The 21,743-nt window shown below is 58.0% G+C and carries 18 protein-coding genes; 14 read left to right on the forward strand and 4 right to left on the reverse strand.

Annotated features, from left to right (window positions below; translation table 11 throughout):
• The first annotated feature begins 18 nt into the window (after nt 1-18).
• From G1E_RS10015 to G1E_RS10075, 13 genes are all read left to right on the forward strand, one after another.
• A complete protein-coding gene (locus G1E_RS10015; RefSeq protein WP_009682615.1) occupies nt 19-477 on the forward strand; it encodes a DUF1353 domain-containing protein in 459 nt (152 codons plus the stop codon).
• Nucleotides 474-683 (forward strand): hypothetical protein, encoded by a 210-nt coding sequence (locus tag G1E_RS10020; protein WP_009682614.1) that lies wholly within the window; start codon nt 474-476, stop codon nt 681-683. The genes G1E_RS10015 and G1E_RS10020 overlap by 4 nt, the downstream gene beginning before the upstream one ends.
• 160 nt (nt 684-843) lie before the next feature.
• Nucleotides 844-1,812: a phage capsid protein gene (locus tag G1E_RS10025; RefSeq protein WP_009682613.1), complete on the forward strand. Its 969-nt coding sequence runs from the start codon at nt 844-846 to the stop codon at nt 1,810-1,812.
• A 61-nt stretch (nt 1,813-1,873) separates the two neighbouring features.
• Nucleotides 1,874-2,461 (forward strand): tail protein, encoded by a 588-nt coding sequence (locus tag G1E_RS10030; protein WP_009682612.1) that lies wholly within the window; start codon nt 1,874-1,876, stop codon nt 2,459-2,461.
• A 3-nt stretch (nt 2,462-2,464) separates the two neighbouring features.
• The gene (locus tag G1E_RS10035) at nt 2,465-4,810 is read left to right on the forward strand and encodes a tail protein (RefSeq protein ID WP_009682611.1); all 2,346 of its coding nucleotides are present in this window, start codon (nt 2,465-2,467) and stop codon (nt 4,808-4,810) included.
• Nucleotides 4,785-5,279, forward strand: coding sequence for a hypothetical protein (locus tag G1E_RS10040; protein ID WP_127644136.1), 495 nt, complete (start codon nt 4,785-4,787; stop codon nt 5,277-5,279). Before G1E_RS10035 ends, G1E_RS10040 begins: the two co-directional genes overlap by 26 nt.
• Nucleotides 5,264-5,824: a hypothetical protein gene (locus tag G1E_RS10045; protein WP_009682609.1), complete on the forward strand. Its 561-nt coding sequence runs from the start codon at nt 5,264-5,266 to the stop codon at nt 5,822-5,824. The genes G1E_RS10040 and G1E_RS10045 overlap by 16 nt, the downstream gene beginning before the upstream one ends.
• A 9-nt stretch (nt 5,825-5,833) precedes the next feature.
• Nucleotides 5,834-8,023, forward strand: coding sequence for a hypothetical protein (locus G1E_RS10050; RefSeq protein WP_009682608.1), 2,190 nt, complete (start codon nt 5,834-5,836; stop codon nt 8,021-8,023).
• Nucleotides 8,024-8,035: 12 nt separating this feature from the next.
• Nucleotides 8,036-12,760: a transglycosylase SLT domain-containing protein gene (locus tag G1E_RS10055; protein ID WP_009682607.1), complete on the forward strand. Its 4,725-nt coding sequence runs from the start codon at nt 8,036-8,038 to the stop codon at nt 12,758-12,760.
• A gap of 67 nt (nt 12,761-12,827) precedes the next feature.
• Nucleotides 12,828-14,468 carry a phage tail fiber protein gene (locus G1E_RS10060; protein WP_009682606.1) on the forward strand — a complete coding sequence of 547 codons (1,641 nt, stop codon included), beginning with the start codon at nt 12,828-12,830 and terminating at the stop codon, nt 14,466-14,468.
• Nucleotides 14,468-14,980, forward strand: a complete 513-nt coding sequence (locus G1E_RS10065) for a hypothetical protein (protein WP_009682605.1) — start codon at nt 14,468-14,470, stop codon at nt 14,978-14,980. The genes G1E_RS10060 and G1E_RS10065 overlap by 1 nt, the downstream gene beginning before the upstream one ends.
• 46 nt (nt 14,981-15,026) lie before the next feature.
• Nucleotides 15,027-15,263, forward strand: coding sequence for a hypothetical protein (locus G1E_RS10070; protein ID WP_009682604.1), 237 nt, complete (start codon nt 15,027-15,029; stop codon nt 15,261-15,263).
• Nucleotides 15,250-15,537 (forward strand): hypothetical protein, encoded by a 288-nt coding sequence (locus tag G1E_RS10075; RefSeq protein ID WP_009682603.1) that lies wholly within the window; start codon nt 15,250-15,252, stop codon nt 15,535-15,537. Before G1E_RS10070 ends, G1E_RS10075 begins: the two co-directional genes overlap by 14 nt.
• Here the strand turns inward: G1E_RS10075 and G1E_RS28295 are convergent.
• Nucleotides 15,534-16,562 (reverse strand): hypothetical protein, encoded by a 1,029-nt coding sequence (locus tag G1E_RS28295; protein WP_127644138.1) that lies wholly within the window; start codon nt 16,560-16,562, stop codon nt 15,534-15,536. The genes G1E_RS10075 and G1E_RS28295 overlap by 4 nt on opposite strands.
• 131 nt (nt 16,563-16,693) lie before the next feature.
• On the opposite strand from G1E_RS28295, the gene terL reads away from it, so the two are divergent.
• Nucleotides 16,694-18,382, forward strand: a complete 1,689-nt coding sequence (gene terL, locus G1E_RS10080) for a phage terminase large subunit (protein ID WP_009682601.1) — start codon at nt 16,694-16,696, stop codon at nt 18,380-18,382.
• Between the two features lie 1,570 nt (nt 18,383-19,952).
• Here the strand turns inward: terL and G1E_RS29385 are convergent.
• From G1E_RS29385 to G1E_RS29390, 3 genes are all read right to left on the reverse strand, one after another.
• Nucleotides 19,953-20,243: a hypothetical protein gene (locus tag G1E_RS29385; RefSeq protein WP_081791643.1), complete on the reverse strand. Its 291-nt coding sequence runs from the start codon at nt 20,241-20,243 to the stop codon at nt 19,953-19,955.
• A gap of 166 nt (nt 20,244-20,409) precedes the next feature.
• Nucleotides 20,410-20,832 carry a hypothetical protein gene (locus G1E_RS10095; protein WP_009681798.1) on the reverse strand — a complete coding sequence of 141 codons (423 nt, stop codon included), beginning with the start codon at nt 20,830-20,832 and terminating at the stop codon, nt 20,410-20,412.
• Nucleotides 20,833-21,123: 291 nt separating this feature from the next.
• Nucleotides 21,124-21,378 (reverse strand): hypothetical protein, encoded by a 255-nt coding sequence (locus G1E_RS29390; RefSeq protein WP_081791642.1) that lies wholly within the window; start codon nt 21,376-21,378, stop codon nt 21,124-21,126.
• Nucleotides 21,379-21,743 lie beyond the last annotated feature (365 nt).

A 21,743-nucleotide genomic window follows, 5' to 3' on the forward strand; every position in this document is an offset into this window, starting at 1 on the left:
GCAATAAGAAAAATAACAATGAGCGGCTTCACCGACGAACACTTCTCCATCAAGTGGATGGAGGAAGTGGATGGCGTGGACTACTGGGCGTCTTCGTCCTTTCGCTACTGGATCGGTCCCATTGGGACTGGCCGGTATGTGGATGTCCCCGCTGGCTTCATCACTGATGGGGCCTCTGTACCCCGTCCGTTCTGGTCAATGATCCCCCCATGGGGCACCTACGGCCAGGCGGCAATCGTCCATGACTACCTGTGCGAGACCCTCACCGTGCAACTAGCCGGTGTGCCAATACGCATCACCCGAAAAGAGTGCGATGGAATCTTGCTCCAGGCCATGACCGACCTTGGAGTTCCCCTGTGGAAACGCTCCGTAATTTATGGGGCCGTGCGTGCTTACGCATTGGCCGCAAACGTGACCCAGCCATCCGGCCTGGTTCAACTCCCAACCCAAACCCAACAAAAGGAAACACCCCAATGAGCTTTTTGAAAACCGTAGCCGTAGACGCTGAGTCGTTCCTGGCAAAAGTCCTGGCGAACCTGGTCTCCGAAGTTGCCGCTGACGGCACCGTGACCAAGGCCGATGCAATCCAGGCAGTGGCATCTGCCGCTGTTTCGACCCTGGCTAGCGCCACCAGCGCTTCCAGCACTGCCGCTGTATCTGGTGCCGTTGTCGCTGACAACTGATCCACCCGGCCTGGCCCGTAGCCGTTAATACGGGCCGCCTCAGCACCTTGAGAAGCAACAGAAAAGTCCAGCCGCACTGCGCCCCTGCGCGGTGGCAACGCGGGCCACGGGATTCACCCCGGCTCGCTCCATCGACTTTTTCTCAAGGATTCACCCCTCAATGTCTGATGCAACTGTTTCCCGCCTGGGCCAAGCGAACCTGACCGGCGATGCCAAAGCGCTGTTCCTGAAAGTGTTCTCGGGCGAAGTCCTGACTGCCTTCCAGGAGTCGTGCGTCACCGCTGACAAGCACCTGGTCCGCACCATTACCAGCGGCAAGTCCGCCCAGTTCCCAATCCTGGGCAAAATCTCGGCCCAGTACCACACTCCGGGCGCTGAGATTGCTGGCCTGAGCGTGCCTGCGAACGAGCAAGTCATCACCATTGACGACCTGCTTATCTCGCACGCATTCATCGCTTCCATCGACGAAGCCATGAACCACTACGATGTCCGTGGTCCGTACTCGACTGAGATGGGCCGCGCCCTGTCGTACACCTACGACAAGCACATCCTGCAACTGGGCGTCCTGGCTGCCCGCGCATCGGCCCCGGTTTCGACCGAAGCTGGTGGCGGTTCGGTTACTGACTCCGCGCTGCTGACCGATACCACTGGCGAAGCCCTGGTAGCTGCACTGTTCGCAGCCGCGCAGAAGCTAGATGAGAAATTCATCCCGGCTGATGAGCGTTACGCCTACCTGACCCCAGCGGCGTACTACATGCTGGCTCAGAACACCAAACTGATGAACTCCCTGTGGGGCGGCCAAGGCAGCTATGCCAAGGGCGAACTGCCACAGGTGGCGGGCATCAACCTGGTGAAAGCTGTTCACGCTCCGTTCGGTTCCAACATCGCCACCGTTGCGAATGGCGGCACCGCGCTGACCGCAGGCACCAGCGACAAGTACGCTGTAGATGCCACCAGCACCGCAGCCCTGGTCATGCACAAGGCCGCAGTCGGCACCGTCAAGCTGATGGACCTGGCGATGGAGTCGGACTACGACATCCGCCGTCAAGGCACCCTCATGGTCGCCAAGTACGCCATGGGCCACGGCATCCTCCGCCCAGCAGCCGCTGTCGAGCTGAAAACCGCCTAACCACCAACCTAGCCTCACTCAAGGACTTCCTTGTGTGGGGCTTTTTTTTCGTGCCTAGAAAATGAAGACACTCGCCCAAACGACCGAGCTAGATGCCGTAAACATCATGCTCAATACCATTGGCGAGTCGCCAGTCAACTCCCTGGATGATGGCCTTCCCGTAGCGGATGCCGCCATCGCACGCTCAGTCCTCCGCGAAGTCACCATCGACGTGCAATCGCCTGGATGGCAGTTCAACACTGAGCGCAACTACAAGCTGACTCCGGCTCTCCTCACGAAGTACATCACCGTTCCCGGCAATTGCCTGGAGGTCACGCCAAGCGGGAAGAGCGCCACCCTGGACATCACACTCCGAGGGACGCGCATCTACGACCGCCAGAACCACACGTATGAGTTCGGCTCCTCGATCACCGTGGATATGGTCGTTCTCCTGGACTTCGCAGAACTTCCCCAATCGGTGCGGCACTACATCACCATCCGGGCCTCCCGTGTTTTCCAGCAGCGGAACGTGGGCTCTGATGTCCTCAACGGGTTCACCGAGAAGGACGAAACGCGGGCCCTGGTCGCCATCCGAAAATACGATTCGGAGACCGGGGGCTACAACGTGCTGACCGGCAACTACTCCGTAATGCGGGTACTTGACCGATAGCCTATGTCCCTAATCTCATCCTCTATTCCGAACTTCGTTAACGGCGTTTCCCAGCAGCCCTTCACCCTCCGCCTGGCCTCCCAACTGGACGCCCAAGAGAACGGCATCTCAACCGTTTCTGAGGGCCTGATGAAGCGCCCCCCGACCACCCACCTGGCCCGAGTGACTGCCTCTCCACTGGAGTCGGCATTCGTCCACACCATCAACCGTGACTCCACCGAACGCTATCAAGTAGCGATCACCAACGGAGGGCTCCGTGTATTTGCCGTAGACGGCTCTGAGCGCACGGTGTCTTTCCCGGACGGAACCAGCTACCTGGCAGCAAGTGACCCAGCGAGCGACTTCACGGCCATCACTGTGGCGGACTACACCTTCATCGTGAACAAGGCCATCACTGTGGCGAACCGCGCAGCAGTGAGCGGAACCCGTGGGCCCGAGGCATTGATTAGTGTCATCCAAGGCAACTACGGGCGAACCTACGGGGTCATCTTAAACGGCGTGACTGTGGCTACATACGCGACCCCAGATGGGTCCGATGCCACAAAGACCGCTCTGGCCTCCACGGATTACATCGCCACTGAGCTGGTGGCGGGCATCCAAAGCGCTGGCTTCACATGCGTGCGTGCGGGCTCGTGCCTGTACATCACCAGCACCGCGGACTTCACCATCGACTGTTACGATGGCTTCAACAACAACGCCATGAAGGCGTACAAAAAGGTAGTCCAGTCGTTCTCCACGCTGCCTTCCAACTGCACCCAGGCCGGTGGCTGCCTGTTCGAAATTACCGGCGACCCCGGCGATTCTTCGGACGACTACTACGTCTATTACGATGTTGGCACTGACAGCACAGGCGTGTGGCGTGAGTGTGTCGGTCCTGGTGTAGCGCTGGGCCTGGATGGCTCAACCATGCCGCACACGCTGGTCCGTAACGCGGACGGCACCTTCACCTTCCAGGCTGCCACCTGGACGGACAGAGTGGCCGGTGATGCGGACACTAACGAAGACCCGTCTTTTGTGGGCCGGACAATCAACGATGTTGTCTTCTACCGGAACCGCCTGGGGTTCCTTGCCGATGAGGCCGTGATTTTCTCGGAGTCGGGGAAATACTGGAACTTCTACCGCACCACCGTGACGGAGCTTCTGGACAGCGACCCTATCGACGTATCCAGCACGTACACCAAAGTGGCGATCCTCAAGCACGCGGTGTCGTTCAATAAGCAACTCCTGCTGTTCTCCGATGAGGTCCAATTCCTGATCGACAACGGGGACACCCTCACGCCCAAAACCATCTCCATCAAGCCATCCACGGAGTTCGTGTGTAACGCCCTGACCACTCCCCAGTCCGTGGGGAAGAACGTCTACTTTGCCTCCGACCGGGAGAACTGGACGGCCATCCGGGAATACTTCACGGACACGAACGATGTCTCCAACGACTCCACGGACGTGGCCTCGCACGTCCCCCAGTACATCCCTTCGGGTGTGTTCAAGATTGCCTCATCCAGTTCTGAGGATATGTTGTGCGTCCTCACCACCGGGGACCGCCATTCGATCTACGTGTACAAGTTCTACTGGGACGGTGACACGAAGGTGCAAAGCTCCTGGAGCAAATGGACCTTCCCGGACACCGATACCATCCTGAATGCTGAGTTCCTGGACTCCGAAGTGTTCCTGGCGATCAACCGTGCCGATGGCCTGTACTTCGAAAAGCTCACCGTAGCGACGGACAGCCTGGGGACAAATGAGCCGTACCTGGTTCACCTGGACCGCAAGCAGTACGTCACGAAGGACACCCTGAGCTACTCCGATGGATACACCACCATCCCGCACTCATGGGCCATGGATGATGGGACATACATGGCTGTGACCGCCACCGGGCAGACCCTCAAGCCTGGCGTGGTCGCGGAAATCGTGTGGGATGGGTCAACGGCAAAGGTGAAGGGGAATTACACCACCTCGGACCTAATCGTCGGTCGGCAGTACGTGTTCAGCTTCCAGCTAAGCACCATCACCGTGAAGACCCAAAGCGCAGGCGGGGGGACCAAGAGCGACACCGAAGGCCGCCTCCAGCTTCGTAAGGCTTCCGTGAACTTCGCCAACACCGGGTACTTCCAGGTGAAGGTGACGCCACGTTATCGGGACACCTATACCTACACCTACTCGGGCAAGGTACTGGGCACCCCGAGCGCCACATTAGGACAGGCAGAGCTGAGCACCGGCAAGTTCACGTTCCCCATCATGACTCAGAACACGGATGCCACCATCGTCATCGAGAACGGCTCACCGATGCCTTCGGCCTTCCTGAGCGCTGACTGGGAGGGCTTCTTTGTCAAACGCAGCCAGGCTGTCTGAGGTCGCGTGGGTACTGGAGACGACACCGGCACACTGCCATGAGCTGGCCGCCAACATGCGGGAGGAGGACCGGGATGAAATCTGGAAGTCCTCCCGCTTGCACCCCCTGGACGCATTACTCCTGGGGCAGATGGATTCGCTGCGCACCTGGACCTACCTGGTTCATGGGCGCGTGGTCGCCATCTTCGGCGTGGCCCCGCTGACTGAGATGGTCGGCGCTCCGTGGATGCTCGCTTCCTCCGAGCTTTCAAAGGCCCGCAAGACATTCCTGGCGCACTGCCGGGACTACATCAACCAAATGCACGAACTGCGTCCGGTACTCATGAACCGGGCGTGGACGGGCAACCCTGTTCATCTCCTGTGGCTACGCTGGCTGGGCTTTGAGTTCTGTGACCCGGAACCCTTCGGCCCTGATGGCGAAGCCTTCCAGGAATTCCAGAAGGTCCAATTCCCATGTGTACCATCGTAGCAGCAGCGTGGGCCGCAACGGCCATCGCAGCGGCTGGCACCACCGCGTCCGTGGTCCAGCAGAACCAACAAGCGAAATCGACCGCAGCGTATGAAGAGCAGCAGTCCGAGAACGACTTGAAGGCGTATCAGGACAACCAAGCGCAGACCGGCTACGCGAACGAGCAGGCCCGTGAGTCTGCGTCCCAGCAGGAATACCAGAACAACCTCAAGGCCCGAGCGGCTATGTCCACGGCGCGCGCCCAGGCGAGTGAAGCAGGCGTAGAGGGCAACTCTGTGGATGCACTCCTGGCCGACCTCTCGGCCCAGCGTGACAACTACAACCAATCCGTAGAGCAGAACTACAGCACGACCGTAGCGAACAACAACACCCAGCTACAGAACAACTACTACGGCATCCAAAGCGCGCTCAACTCCCTCCGCTCCGTGGACTCCCCGAACTACCTGGAAGCTGCCAGTCGCATCGGCTCCAGCGCACTCGGGGCCTACAGCACCCAACTACGGGCCAACTCTGGCTCAACCACCGTAACCCCTAATGGCTCATAAGGAGGCCACATGCGTGGACAAGTGAACTATGACCCTGGCGTCCAGGGCATGGAGCAAGTAAACCCAATCGCCTTCCAGCCAGTCCGGGCACACCTGGACGATACGGCTGGATTGAAGGCCAACCAACTGGCCCAGGCGCTTGGCTCCTCAGCGATCCCCCAGGCGCTCCAACAGTTCGGCTCCGCTGAGGATCAGCAGGAGCGGCAGAAGGCTCAAGACACAGCGGACTCCATGACCGTAGGTGAGCTGGGCCAGAAGATCAAAGACGGCTCTATCCTGGCCTCCCAGTCCCCAGCCTTCCAGGGCACGCTCCAGCACATCTACGGTGAGAACCTGATGCAAGGCATGGAGCGGGACACCATGTCGAAAATCCAGACTGGCGAACTCCAGTTCACCGATCCCCAGCAGGTGGACGAGTACCTCACGAAGAGCCGCAATGAAGCGCTTGAGGGGCAGAACCAGTTTGCCGTGGCGGGCTTCGATAAGGGCTACCAAGCGTTCCGCATGAACGTGTTTGACACGAACGCCCGGACGATGAACTCCAAGGCCATCACGGAGGGCATCCAGCAGTCCAGCGACAACCTCATGAACGTGGTGGGGGATGTCACTGGGGGCCAGTTCAATGGCACCACGGACCAAGCCGCCCAGGCCATTGCCAGTCGATTCAACCTGCTGTCGTCCACCTCGCTCCTCCGGGATGATGCCCGCAAGACCACCTTGAACAACACGCTGGTCCAGATTGCGCAGACCGGGAACAAGTCCCTGGTGGATGCGCTCCTGGCGCAGAAGCTGTCATCCGGTGTCACTGTGGCTTCCACGCTGGGCGGAACCACCGCAGCCGAAATGAGCCTCCACGCGCAGAGCATGGATGACCAGAACCAGCGCAAGCGTGTGGACGATGAGATTCGCCCGTTCCTGACCCAAGCGGATGCCGGTGAGCTGGACCAGAGGGGCTTCAACGATTGGGCGCAGAAGAACGAACGGTGGGTCACGGCCAGCACCTGGAACGCTGTCATCAACCATAGCCAGTCCCAGTTGAACCAGCGGCAGAACAACATCAACCGCTTCCAGCTTCTGTCCACCGCCCAGCAGTCCATGGCGAACGCCCAGCAATCAACGCGGGTAGCCATCGACCAAGGCAACCTGGCGTACCTCCAGCCTCAGCAGGTGATGAGCCCCGAAGGCAAGATGAAGGCTTTCGAGACCGAGCAGTACGCCCAGCAGTACATGGCAAACCGTGTGCAGCAGGAGCAGATGCCGTTCGACAAGCAGGTGCAGTTCTACTCCACGAACAAGGTGGATAACCCCCAATGGAAGAGCATTCTCCAGTCGGGTCTCACCAACCTGGCGTCCCTTGGATGGACACCGGACGGGAAGCAGCAAGGCCAGCTTAACCAGCAGGGCCAGGGCGCTATCGACACCTTCAACCGCATCAACGCGGTGAACCCGGCATACGCCCAGCAGCTTGCCGGTGGGGCATACCAGAAGCTCTCCGACATCCAGTTCCTGATGGAGAAGGGCGGCTTCCCCGATGCCAACTCAGCGGCATCCCTGGTCTATCAGGGCGGCAACTCCGGTGTCACCGAAGCCGATATGGGGGCCATGAAGGCCAACGTAGCGAGCGCTGTGAATGACGTGGTGAACCCTGGATTTATGTCCCGGACAGTCCACTGGGCTGAGGGACTATGGGGCAATGACCAGACGAACCTCACGGCAGTCCAGGCGGACATTCGCCGCAGGTCGGAACTCCTCCTCAAGTCCGGCCAGGTGCCTGACGCGGCCAGCGCTGTGAAGGCCACGGTGCAGTACCTACAAGACCCGAATGTCTCCACGAATATCAACAACACCCTGTACCTGAATAAAGACCTGCCCCAAGTCCCCAAGGGAGAAGACCGGGGGAAATGGGTAGAGCGCTTTATTGATGAGGTGCCGGGGAAGGTCGCGGATGCCCAAGACATCGGCAAGGGGAACATCCGCATGGAGCCCAACGACCGGGGCGGTTACACCATGTGGACCGGGGGCGTGCCCCTCACAGATACGAACCACCAAGTCCTGAACTACTCCCGCCAGCAGGTGGAGAAGTGGATTGGGAACACCTACTCCGCAGACCTCAAGGCTAAGACAGCCGCAGCTAATGCAGAACATGCCGCCGAAGTGCAGCGTGCGCTGAATCCTATTGACCCGCAGTACCTCCAATAACAAAGGCAAGTAATGACTCAAATTTCTCTGGAAGATGCCCGGAAAATCACTGATTCGACCGAGCAACAATATGGCCTCCCGCAAGGGACGCTGTTCAAGATGAGCGGTGAAGAATCATCGTTCAACCTCGATGCCGAAAGCGGCAAGGGAGCCGAAGGCCCGTTCCAACTGATGCCCGCCACGCAGAAGGCATACGGTGTCACTGACCCGCACGACTACACCCAAGCCGCCGATGCCGCTGGGCGCTACATGCGAGACAGCCTGGCGAAGTACAACGGCAACATGGATATGGCCCTGGCCGACTACAACGGTGGTCCTCGGGCTGCCAAGGCCCTGGCCGCAGGAACCCCTTGGCCGGAAACACGGGACTACCTGAGCAAGTTCAACGGCACCACCCCAGCCGCAGGGCAGACCCCCTCGGGAAAGCCTGACCCCCTGTCCTCCGCCTTCACCTCCGGCGATACGATTGGCCCGGACCAGAGTGCCTCCGCTTCGGACCTGGTACAGATGCAGGCCCAGCAGCAGGCAGAGAACGGGGGCTTCATCAACAACGTGGAGAACCTCCCGCTTTCGCTGGCCTTGGGCTTCGCTTCGGACAACTCCGTGGTGAACTGGTGGCGGGACAGGGGGACGCAATCGACGGACTGGAACTTCTCTTGGGACAATGACAAGGCCGGCAAATACCTGGAGGGCATTCCCGAGAAGAACTGGGACTACATCCTCCAAGCCACAAGCGACTCCGATGCCGACTTCCGGCGGTCCCGGATGCAGCAGTCCATGCAGGATGAGCAGAAGCTGTCTGAGATGGGAGTCGTAGGCATGGGAGGCCGCCTAGTCGGTGGGCTAGTGGACTTACCTACGCTCATTGGCTTTGTCCCCGGCATGGGCGGCGAAGGCTTGCTCACGGCTGGCTCAAGGATTGCCAACGCAGTCCGCATGGGCGTGGTCGGGGCTGGGACCAACGTGGGCTATGACGCCCTCATGAACCGATACAACCCGCTCCGCACGGATGACGACCTGTATATCTCCGCAGCAATGGGCTTGGGCCTCGGGGCGATTGGTGGCGGGCTGGCTCATGTGGAGGGACCACTGGCTGAGGAGAACTCCAGACTGGCCCAGTGGGGCCGCCAGGAATCAGGCAAGGCGCAGATCAAGGAGCTGACAGATGCGGGATTCCTGCGCCCCGGTGAAGGCGCGCTGAGCCAGCCTGAGTTTCTCCGCAGGTTCGGCCAGGACGCCAAGACTGAGAACACGCCCGGTAACGCCATCATCTGGCGGGCTGAGGATGGTGGGTCCGCACGCATCCACTCTCCCGGTGAAGAACCGAAGACCGTGGACTTGCCCCCCGAGGAGCCACGGGCACCCGAGGAACCAGCGGCTGGGCCCAACGAGCCTCCACCGGAAACCCCACGGGATGAGCCCGAAGCACCTGCAACGCCAGGCCGAAAGCAGCCGTGGAGTGAAGAGTGGGACACGCCCCGCTATGAAACCTCGGGAGGCCGTGATGACAACCTGGTTCTGCCTAGTGGCATCAATCGCGTTAGCCAACTAGCTGACTACGTGCGGGCCTACTCAAAAAACCCGGATATGGTCAAGGTACTGAACCGTGTCCTGAAAGCCGTGGACCTCCGCAAGATGAACTTCAAGGTCATTGAAAAGGGCCAGAAGTTCGGCAACCCCGCTATGGACGCAGCCATTAAGACAGCCAAGGGCGCAGTGCTGACTCCGCACCACTCCACTGGTGATGGCATCCAAATGTTCCTCCGGGGCCATTCGTACATGAGTCCCACCGGGCGACTGTCTGACCTCTCGGGGCTCAATGAAGAGACCTTCGTACATGAGCTGGTCCACGCGGCCACCGTGTACAAGATCCACGCAGTGAATGACCCGCACCTGGGAATCTCGGACCCGCGCATCGGTAGGGCCGCCGAAGACCTGGATAGCCTCCATGGCTCGCTGACCAAGGCCGCTAAGGCTGAGTTCGGTGACTCCTGGAAGAGCGCGCTTGAGGGCCGCCTGGGGATCAACCTCCAGAACCCCAAGGAACTGATTGCTTACGGACTCACGAACCCACGGCTACAGCAGTGGATGAAATCCAAAGCCGTGCCAGGGCAGCCAGATAAGCGCCTGTGGGACCGCTTCGTGTCCAGTCTGCGCAAGCTCCTGGGCATTGGGAAGAACGAACACAACGCGCTCTCAAAGTTGCTGGAGGTTGCGGGACCGCTCACTGGCAACGGTGGAGTGGTGCGCAGAACTGTAGCCCCGTCCACCCAAGTCCATGTGGACACCGAGGCCGCCAAGGCCGCGAACATCCCCGAAGTGTTCGGCTGGGGCCTGGGCCTGGAGAACAAGCTGGGCAAAGCTGAGGCACCCTCGGCAGTACGCTCGCTGGCCTCCAAGCTGTTTGGGACATCCATCGGCTACAAGGACCATTCCGTGGTCGGGCCTAACGCCTGGGATGACACCACGAAGTGGGCTGAGGGCTGGGCCACACAGATGAAGAAAGCCTCGCTTCCGCAGTTCCAGAAATGGTTCCAAGCGAACGGCTTCAAGTGGCACCAAAAGGCCCAGGCTTATGACCAGTTCGGTAGCCTGGTGTCGGACTTTATCCGGGGCCGGGATGCGGACTTCCCTGATGAAGTAGTGCGTGCTGGTGAGACCATCCGCAAGACCCTGGACCATGTGGCGGACTACATCAACAACCCCCTCAAGGATGAAGGCCGAATCAAGCTGGGCCTGACTGAAACGGAAATCCGCGACCCGGATACTGGCGCTACCTCCGTGGTAGGCACCCTGGAGAAGAACCCGAACTACCTCCCACGTAAGCATGACGTGAACAAGTGGAACTCCATGGTCAACACCTGGGGCCACGAAGCTGTCACCGGCTGGTGGGCACGGGCGTATCAAGGTGCCCGAGATGGCATCTCTGATGAGGCTGCCACTCGCTGGGCAAAATGGTACGTTCGGACTGTCGAAGAGGCGCACGCGAACCGCACTCAAGACGCAATGGGTTCCATGATGATGGGCACCGACCGGGAAGCCTTGAAGCACTCGCTAATGCTCAACGGGGGCTACTCGGAAGAAGAGGCTGTGCGGGTCATGGACGATATGCTGCCCTCGAAGGGAACGGATGCTGGGCGGACTGCCGCAAGCCTCAAAAATCGGAACTCTGTGAATGAGCTTCACACGGAGACCTGGACAGGGGCTGATGGGACGAAGAGCGCTGTTTCCATGAACGACTTCATCCACACCAATGCCTTCGAAGTTGTGGAGCCGTACCTACGCCGCATGGCCGGGAGCGTGGCACTCGCCAAGCACCTGGACGTGTACAAGGGGCAGGACATCGAAAAGGCCATTATGGCTGCCACGGAGAACAAGTTCGGGGAGGGGATGCGCCCAGGCGCGAACGTCTCGGGTATGCGTAAGGACTTGAAGTTCGCCTTCGATCGCATCCAGGGCTTGCCGATGGAGGAGTTCTCCACGCTCAACAAAAGTCTGGAAATGTGGCGGAACTTCAACGTCATCCGGCTCATGGGCGGGGCGGTATGGAACCAAGTCTCCGAACTGTCGCAGATCACTGGGTCCATGGGCTGGAAGGCCACACTCCAGGCCGTGCCAGCGCTCCGCGCTCTACGCCGTGACATCGCCACTGGCCGCGCACCGGATGACCTCCTGGACCATCTGGAAAACACCATCGGCGGTGCCGGGGCGGATTATGTGGCTCGCCTGAGTTTCAGCGCCAAGGATGACTGGGTTCGCCACAACGGCGATACCGCGTTCAACCGCAAGCTGGATGCCGTGGATAACGGACTGCGCAAAGTTGCCAAGGGAGTCCTGGACTACACCGGCATGACTCCACTGATGATCCAGCAGAAGCGTATCCACGCCATCGCACTGGTGAACCACTGGGTCAACCATGCCAACGGGGCAGCCTCCAAGCTCCTCACAGATGATCGACTCGCCTGGATGGGGATGAGCAGGGACCAAGCCAGTAGCGTCCTGGACGACCTCAAGAAGTACAGCACGCCCCGCAAAGGTGCCTTCGGTCCGTCCCACAAGCTGGACTTCGGGGCATGGGTCAAAAACTCTCCCGAGAACTACTCCAGATTCATGACCGCTATGCACCGGGAGTCTCGCCGTGTCATCCAGGAGAACGACCTTAGCTCCATGATTCCACTCATGGGGACCACACTAGGAAAAGCGATGTTCCAGTTCATGGCCTTCACCATGCACGGCTGGAACAAGTCCATGCTCTTTGCCGCGAACCATCGGGACTGGGCCACGTTGTCCACTGTCCTGCACGGTGGCTTCCTGGCGAGCCTGACCTACATGGGGCGGACCATGCTGGACTCCATGGGGATGAACGAGGAGACCCGCCAGAAGTACCTGGATCAGCGCATGGCCCCCGGCCAGATCGTTGCCAACAGCTTCGGCAAAATCTCCCAGGCATCACTCTTGCCGAACCTCTATGACACGGTGTCACCGTACCCGTTGTTCTCGGGGATGCGGACCACCAGCGACCTCTCCAGCTTCGTATCCAACCCGACGTATCAGGCAATCAACGGCCTCATCTCCATGAAGAAGCTCGTCAAGAACGGGCTTTCCGATGACTCCCAAACGTCCGCAACGGACATCAAGAACTGGGCCCGCCTTCTGCCGCTGAACAACGTAGCCCCCGTTAGCACCATGCTGAACATGATCGCCAACGACTACCCAACAGGCGCGAAGCAGCACTAGCCCCACACAACCACCTTTATGAGAACCCCGGCTCCGGCTGGGGTTTTCTTTTTATGGAACCCTCTATTTGGCTTACACACCATACAGCTACGTCCAGTTGAAAGCGGACGGAGCCACCACGAACTTCCCCTTCAACTTCCCCTACCTGGACACCGCCCATATCCAGGTGTCCGTGGACACAGTGGTCACGGACTTCACTTGGGTAGATTCGTACACCATCAAGATTGCCTCCGCGCCTGTCGCTGGGGCTGTGGTGGAGATTCGCCGGATCACCCCAAAGGACTCTGCCATTGTGTCTTTCCAGGATGGCTCCACGCTCCTGGAAGCCGACCTGGACCTGATGGTCACGTACAACCTGTACTGCGCCCAGGAGGCGTATGACGGCACCCAGGCGAGTATCCACCTGACCGCTGATGGCGTTTGGGATGGGCAGGGCGTCCGCGCCACTGACTTCGCAGACCCTGTAGATGCGCAAGACCTGATGACGCTCAACTACATGAACGTCAACTTCAGGAACACCATGCTTGCGATTGAGCAGGACTCCATCGACAAGACCACGGCAATCCGAACGGCGGCCAACAGCGACCTGGAGGCGATCCACACGACTGCTGTGAATGACCTCAACGTCATCACCCAGGCAGCAGAAGCCGCGACCTCCGCTTCTCAAACGGCTGCCAAGACAAGCGAAACGAACGCCGCGAACTCAGCAGCCGCAGCTTCGGCCTCGGAGACGGCCAGTGCCGCTTCGCAAGCAGCCGCGAAAACCAGCGAGACCAACGCCGCAACATCTGAGCAGCAGGCAGCAGGGTACGCCGCGAGCTTGAAGCTGCCAGTAGCCTCCGGTGAGGCGCTCCAGGCCCTTCGGCAGAATGCCACGGAGACCGGGCTGGAATACTTCCCGTCACACTTGGCTCATGGCTTGGGGGCCCTGGTGGACTTCCGCACCACAACCATGGCCACGGCTACCCCCGCAGACGTTTACGGCACGGGCACTCAGTTTGGCTTCATCTCTGGAGGGCCAGGGGGGCTTGCCATCCCAGGAGTGGCTGACCCGAGCTATGGCATCCTTACTGTGCATGGGCATTGGAAAGACACATCGGCATTGCCAGCTATCGCCCAGGAGTTCGCATCGGGCACTCAGCGGTTCTTCCGATATGCCACTGGGGCCACCACCTGGTCCGCCTGGTTTACGGTCTACAACAGCGGTAACTTCGCAATCTCCAACTACATCGCAGTGGGCTCACAGCACGACACCACAGGGATGAAGTTCTACTCGGGAAGCCCGCCCGCCATCGCCTCTATCACCGCTTCCGGGCAGAGCCCCGCACTCACCATCGGCAACAGCGACAATGACGCCGCCTCCGCTGTAATGGCGTTCATCCGCGATGGGCAGTACGCCTGTTACCTGGGCATCGACACGGACAATGTGTTCAAGATCGGCGGATGGTCCATGGGGGACGTGTCCTATCCGGTCATCCACTCGGCCAACCTCGGGGCCTACACGGGGCAGCTAGCAGTCGGCGCAGTGGGCACCTACGCCTTCATGTGGGCGAACGGCAACTATGCCCCAGGCACCCTCCTGGCGGGCTCCAGCATCTACTACGGCTCCTACAACTACCAATCGTCTGTCACAGCATCCGGCACTTGGATGGTGTGTGGATACCTTTCCTCCGGCTACAAGGCCACCGTCATGTTGCGAGTAGCGTAATGACTGATACCAGCACCACAAGCACCACAAGCACCTCAGCAGCGGTGTACACCTCGGCTTCAAGCCCGGTCTACGCGAACGCTGACAAAACCGCTGTCACCCTGACTGTCACCTTCGCCAGCATTGGTGAGGCCCCCTTCACGGCCACGCAAGACGACACCCACGACTACGGGCGTGAGCTTTTCACCCGTGCAGTGGCCGGGGACTTCGGGACCGTGGGGGACTTCGTTGTCTCCAGCGACACCACGCGGATGGAGTTCGTCCTTAATCGCACCGATGCCGTTGCTGCCATCACAGTAACCACCACGGCAGGGAACACCTTCAATGGCGATGAGGCCAGCCAAAACCGCATGGCCCGGTCCATCGTGGCTCTGAGCGATACCGACACCATCACTTGGGTACTCGCCAACAACAGCACCATCCAGGCCACTAAGGCCGAACTCCAGGAGGCGCTCAAGCTCTCCGGGGAAGCCCAAACGGCCCTGTGGGTCCAAACCTCTACCACCTCTTAATAGATTCGCCCTCGGGAGACCGGGGGCCACCAATTGGAAAACAACAATGAGCGAAACAATCGACCGCCGCGTGACCCGCCTTGAGGTCCGCGTGGAAGCGCAGGAGAAAGAACTGGGCGTGGTCCAGAAGATGACCGAAGCGCTGAATGAGGCCCTGACCAACATCCAGGACAACCTCACTCAAATCAAATGGCTCGCCCTGGGCGTAGCGATCACCATGGCCGTGAACTACCTCGGCTTCCCTAAAGCACTCGAAATGGTAGTCCACCATGTCCTCGGATAGAGCAACCGAAAAGGAACTTGCAGTAGTCCACAACGAGTTCGCCGTGTGGTGCCTCGAAATCATGCGGGGCGTCCCTGTGACCATCGACGGTGAGGGCGTTATGGAGGACGGGAAGCTGGTGCGCTCGCCACCGGCACCGGCGTACCTCAACGTCATCCGCCAGTTCCTAAAAGATAACAAAATTGAATCTTTGGCCCCCAAAGGGACAGCAATGGGAGACCTAAGTGATTTGCCTGTCTTTGACGATGACAATGTAGTCCACTTGAGTCGTTAACTGTTTCGGAACATATATTCGTCCGCATCACACCGATCACACCAGTTGCCTCCCGCATTTCGGGTGTGTTCGCTGACAGGCGCGTTGCATATCGCGCATCGCGGCCATCTATCGTATTTTCCGCACCAGTGGCAGTGTTCGTCCACCATGGAGAACGCCGTTATATAGCAGTTGTCACAAGTCCGAATCAGGACTCCGTCCGAATAATGATCCTCTCTAGCTATTGAAAATTCTTCCTCAAATAGCTGCACGACTGAACCTGTGTTTCGGCAACTAATGCACTCGTACTCAAACTCCATTACATCAGGCGTGAACCCAGCGTCAATGCTCGATTTGAGCGGCTGTAGCAATGAGGAGTAGCAGGATTCACACTGGCAGGTACTCAAGAATGGCCAGGCGGTGTCCGGGAGACCGGCAGCTTGCCATTTTTTGGCGGCCTCGCTCTGAGTCCTCTCATAGAACTCACTCACCGCCACCATTGAGTCCCATGCCGTTCCAAGAAGATCGGACGGGCTATCGCTTAGCTCTTCGTGAATGAACCGTTGAAGCATGGGGAATAGATCAACGATCAGTCGCTGAATTTCAGTCGTAGGCGCCTTTGGATGGAAGTGTTCAAGGTCATTGCGGCAGTCGCGAAGTTTTTTTACGACATTCCAGTCATGGAATATTTTAAGTTCCTGGAGTCGGGCTTCGATCATTCCAGTGTCAATAGTTTCTTTGGGGTGCGGAGTCGGACGCCATTCAAGTAGGCCGCCAGAGTTCCTGTGTGGTTGAATTTTGATTGGTTTGTGAAGTAGCTCTACAACTTGTTCTGGAGTGCTGGCAAGTGAGCCGATGCGGTACTTAAAGAGAAGTAGCACCCCTGAATAGAAATTGCGTGCCGCAGAGATGGCGCGCCGTTCTTTTCCTGGAGTGGCACTTAGCTCATAGTCCTCTACTCCAAGACAGATCGAGTCCACTGCATTTTGTAAAAGTTCATCTAGTTGGATTACAGGTGAAGCGACTGCCTTTCTAGATCTACTCATTAATTAGCTCCCACTCAACACCCCTGATTCTAACCCAATAACAATAACAGGTGCCCCCAGGCGCGTCCTGGGCGGCCTTGCGGCTATGCCTTGGCGTCCTCCTGCGCGGGCTCAAGGAGTCTCTTCGCCATATGGCAGACCGCGTTAAAGTTCACCCCGCCCAGGAGGATTTTCGAAAGTTCATCTACCTGGTGTGGAAACACCTCAACCTTCCCGAACCCACCCCCGTCCAGTACGACATCGCCCGCTACCTGCAACACGGGCCCAGGCGATGCGTCATTGAAGCCTTCCGAGGCGTGGGTAAGTCATGGGTCACAGCCGCATTCGTGTGCTGGCTCCTGTGGCGAAACCCCCAACTCCGCATCCTGGTAGTGTCCGCGTCCAGCGCCCGTGCCGATGCGTTCTCCACCTTCGTTAAGCGCCTCATCCACGAAATGCCGTTGCTCCAGCACCTCAAGCCGGGGCCCGATCAGATCGACAAGATGGTAGCGTTTGAGGTTGCTCCAGCGCTGCCTGACCAGTCCCCCTCGGTTAAGTCCGTGGGCATCATGGGCCAGATCACTGGTTCCCGTGCTGACATCATCATTGCGGACGACATCGAAATCCCGAACAACTCTGCCACGCAGATGATGCGGGACAAGCTGTCCGAGGCCGTGAAGGAATTCGATGCGATCCTCAAGCCGCTCCAATCGGCACGCATCATCTACCTGGGCACACCGCAGTGTGAGATGTCCCTGTACAACCGGCTCCCCGAACGCGGCTATGAAATCCGTGTGTGGCCCGCGCTGTACCCGACTCTCCAGAAGGTGCCGCACTACAAGGGCAGCCTGGCCCCGTTCATCACGCAAGCGATGGAAGCGGACCCAAGCCTGTCCGGTAAGCCAACGGACCCCCGAAGGTTCGACGACAAAGACCTGATGGAGCGTATGGCCTCCTATGGCCGTGCTGGCTTCGCCCTCCAGTTCATGCTGGACACCAGCCTCAGTGACGGTGACAAGTTCCCGCTCAAGGTCCAAGACCTGATGGTGATGAACCTCAACCCGATCATGGCCCACGTCAAATTGGCCTGGGCTGCATCACCAGAACTCTGCATCAACGATATGCCCACCGTGGCGCTCACAGGGGACCGCTTCTACCGGCCAATGTGGCACGCCAGTGAGATGAGCGAGTACACCGGATGCGTTATGGCTATTGACCCCTCGGGCCGTGGTCAAGACGAAACCGGCTATGCCGTGGTCAAAGTCCTAATGGGCAACCTGTTCCTGGTGGCCGCTGGTGGCCTTCGTGGTGGCTACTCCGATGAAACCCTGGAGACGCTCGCCAAGATCGCCAAGGCCCACCAAGCGAACCACATCATCATCGAAGCCAACTTCGGTGACGGCATGTACACCAAGCTCTTCCAGCCTATTCTCCAGAAGCACCACCGCTGCCTGGTCGAAGAGGTGAAGCACTCGCAGCAGAAAGAGCAGCGCATCATTGATACCTTGGAACCCGTACTCACCCAGCACCGCCTCATCGTGGACCAGAAGCTGATTGAGCGGGACTTTGAGTCGGCCCAGACTGACATCAAGTACAGCTTGTTCTACCAGCTCACGCGCCTCACACGCGACCGTGGGGCCCTGTCCCATGATGACCGACTCGATGCCCTGGCTATGGCTGTGGCGTATTGGGTAGACCATATGGCTCGGGACAACGACAAGGCTGTCCAGGAGATGCGGGCCAAGAACATGGATGTTGAGTTGAGGAAGTTCATGGGCCATGTATTAGGCCGCCCTCCGCGTAACAGAGGCTGGATGGGAGGTAACGCAAGCGCTAGGTAGCGATCTGCTATGACTGGACTAACCCTTGTCGCAGTGCAAAACTTCATGGAGGAGGTATAAGGCATGCCCAACGACTCAACACAGGTAGCAAGTGTCCTAAAGGAGATCGTCATCATTGAAGACGACGATCTTCTACGGAGCCTCGCAGCTGACATCGTGGCTGACATGGGAATGCCGTGCCGGTGTTTTTCTACCTGTGACGATGCTTTGGTCTATAGGCTCCAAGGCGCGCCTTGTTATGCAGTCATCGTGGATCATGGTGTACCTGGACAGATCCAAGGTGTGGAATTTCTTGCAATGCACCATGAGCACTGGCCAGACATCCCTGCCATTCTGATGTCTGGGTACGACCTGCGTTATGAAGAGCTACCGCCTAATGCGGTATATCTTCAAAAGCCCTGGGGAGCTGATGTACTCCTGCAAACACTCAGGGGGCTTATCTCTGGAGTGATTACGGGACCCTCCGTCACTGACTTACGTAAGCCTTCCAGTTCCCAGCAGGATCTACCCCAAGTTTCCAAGGGCCCACAATAGGATGACGGAGACGTTCATCCGGGGGCTACATCACGGCTTACGTGGTGCCGGACATTGTTCGGACTGTAGGGAAACCTCAGTGTGTCCGTCATGGCTTGACTGCTGATGATGATGACCATTGGGAACCTTACCTCTCCACTCTCTTTATGGGGGGTAGGGGGGCTAACTGAGGTTTCCTAATGGTCTATCATGGAGATGCAGTCACTGATTCATCTCTAGTGGTCATTAAGTACCACCACCATCATCATCCCTCCTTTATATACCTTCACTGTACCCACCACCCGCAGGGCTCTATAGTGCCGCCTCCAGCAGCCAAAGAGAGCCCCAATGCGCCTCCTCAAGACTGTCCAAGGGATTCACCTCCTGGGCATCCTCCTGGCCCCCGTGGGCTTCTTTATATACATCCTCATCATGCGTTACCTGACCTGGCACCTGGACTCCCTTACGGCCTACGTGCGGTACGGCTCCAATGAAACTACATGGGCCATAGCGAGCCTCTTAGTGGGCTGGCCTGGCGTCCCCCTAGTGCTGTGGTTCGTCCTGGGTCTCCAAGGCAAATGGCCCAAATGATTTTGTTGCAAAAATTTGAGAGCCCACCTCGACATTGGTAGGCCGCGACTACCCCCGGTGCCCCCAGCGAGCGGCCAGAATCCGCCCTCTGAGAACCCTCCGGCCAGGCCCCAAGTGGCCCAGCGGCTGCCCAATGTGTCCCGGAATGTGTCCCACATGGCCGGAAACCCCAGTAAACACAGGGCCTGTCACTGGATTAAGAATCCCGCGCTCCACCTTCTCAGCCTCACAGGCGGCCATTACCGGCCCTTTGTGGGGCTTTTTTGGGCCCTCAGCGGCAAATCCTGAGCGTGTGGACGTTCGGCTATCTGTTTTTTGCGCGGTGATAAGCGCTGGGAACACATGCTTGAAACGGCAAGACTTTGCAGGGGGCGAGCAGGACTAAATCAACGGTGTGGGCCCTTGGTGGACTGGGCCTGCCCTCATTACCCAGCCATGACCAAGGGCCCTCAGGGCCTAACTGGCATCAAGCAATGGAGCGGTTTTCAGTGTGATGGGCTGTTGCTATTCGCCGTGCGCGTCCCACTCCCCAAGCCAATGCTCGCGTCATTGATTCGCCCGGACGAGAATCGAAAGCCTCTTCATGAAGGGCCATGCCGGAGCTTGCATACACACCAATAAACATTTGTGTGCTGCCCGTTCGTGACAACCTCACCTGGACATCAATCGTCGTACCGTTGCCCAACGCCTCGTCATGGGTTCGGTGGTGTAGCGTAGGATCAGCCCAATCCCAAAATACTTCGCCTCGAACGCGCATTTTCAGTCCCCTACGACTTAGTCTTGTGGTTCGATCCACAATAGCGCAGTAGGTCACTTGGGTAACGTTTTTTTGGGCTGCTTGGAAAGAAGCCGACTAATGGGTGTAGAGTTGTACAAATTTTTGCGACTGTATAGGTTTTTTTGTTTCGTCTGGTTTACACTTTTCAGCTATTTAATTTCTTCTGGCTAGCTTTTGTTGTGGCGCGTAGTCGTTCGAGCTGCTGTATGTCAAATAGCTGTAGATGAGATTTTTGGTTCAGAGAGTCGATCTCTTCTTGGATGGCAGCTAGTTGAATGTGCAAGAGAGCAAGTCTGCCCGCTATTGTCTGGATAGTCTGATGCTCGCTTTGGGTATCCATACTCTCGCTTAGGGGCCTTTTAGAGTTAAAGGGAGAGTGCATGTTGCCTTCATCAAAATCTGGCGAGATGCAGAGCCATAACTTCATTGTCTGATAAGAGGGTCGCCCTTTTACTTTGCAAAACTTGGTTAGCGATAGCCCGGAATTGAAATATTCCAGTATAATTACTCGACGGTCATCCTGGGTGTATCGCTTTGCTTGGTGAGCAGCAGCCGGCTTGCTAGCCATGTGGACATCTCCAGTGAATGCAGGTGGATGGACGGCTTGTGGGTTCTGATCGCTGGGTCAGCGAGACTCCTCAACAGGAGCTAGACGATCCATTGGAGAAAAACTGTAGCCAGAGTTACACCCACCAAAGACCCTATTATAATAAACAGTAATTCTAGGAGTGGCGTAAAATTGCCCATATTATTTGCGCCTCCGAAAATTCATAAGCGATGCAAATGAATAAAAGGGCAGCGGCAATTGCAATAGCGCCGTAATATTTTTCGGTCTTATCAGTGGATGTTGTCATGGCGCTTACTTTTCTCGCTCACAACATTCTGTCCGCAGTACCGGGAATAACTCGGACGGGTTGCGCGAGTCATTAATCAGCTTTTCGCACTCTGCGATAGCTAATGTCCTGCTAGAAAAGCCGCGCTTTAATCTTGTTTTTTCCTGATTGTCGTAAATGTCGAATCCGGCAGAGCTCGTGGCGGCATAAAAACGATTGCCAATCTGAAAAGACTCATTCTCCAAAGGTATTGCTGGAACGATAACGAATCTTGGTTGCATTGTGCCATCCCCCCATTCTCCAGAGGTAATTAATAGTCAGGCTAATGGGGGCATGCAAGGTAATTCAGAATAATTTTTCCCTGAATCTATATGCGTATTATTTTGATGTATTGCTCTAGATTTTTCCTCAGCCATGAAGGCTGCCTCTGTGGACTAGGGGAGGGCGTTAGTCCGGTTGCTTCAGGGATGTCGGACCACCGGGCCCGGGGCTTGAGTCGATCCCTACGCTCCGTCGCGCCAGCCTCATGGAGCAGCAGGAGATGGCAGGAGATGAAGCTTTCTTTATACAACCCCGTCCTGATCGGGCTACGGTATTCGAAGCTTCTGTGGCGTTCCGCTATCAGGACGTAAGGGATCCATCATCC

Origin of the sequence: Pseudomonas sp. TJI-51, assembly GCF_000190455.2 — a bacterium.
Classification (GTDB): domain Bacteria; phylum Pseudomonadota; class Gammaproteobacteria; order Pseudomonadales; family Pseudomonadaceae; genus Aquipseudomonas; species Aquipseudomonas juntendi.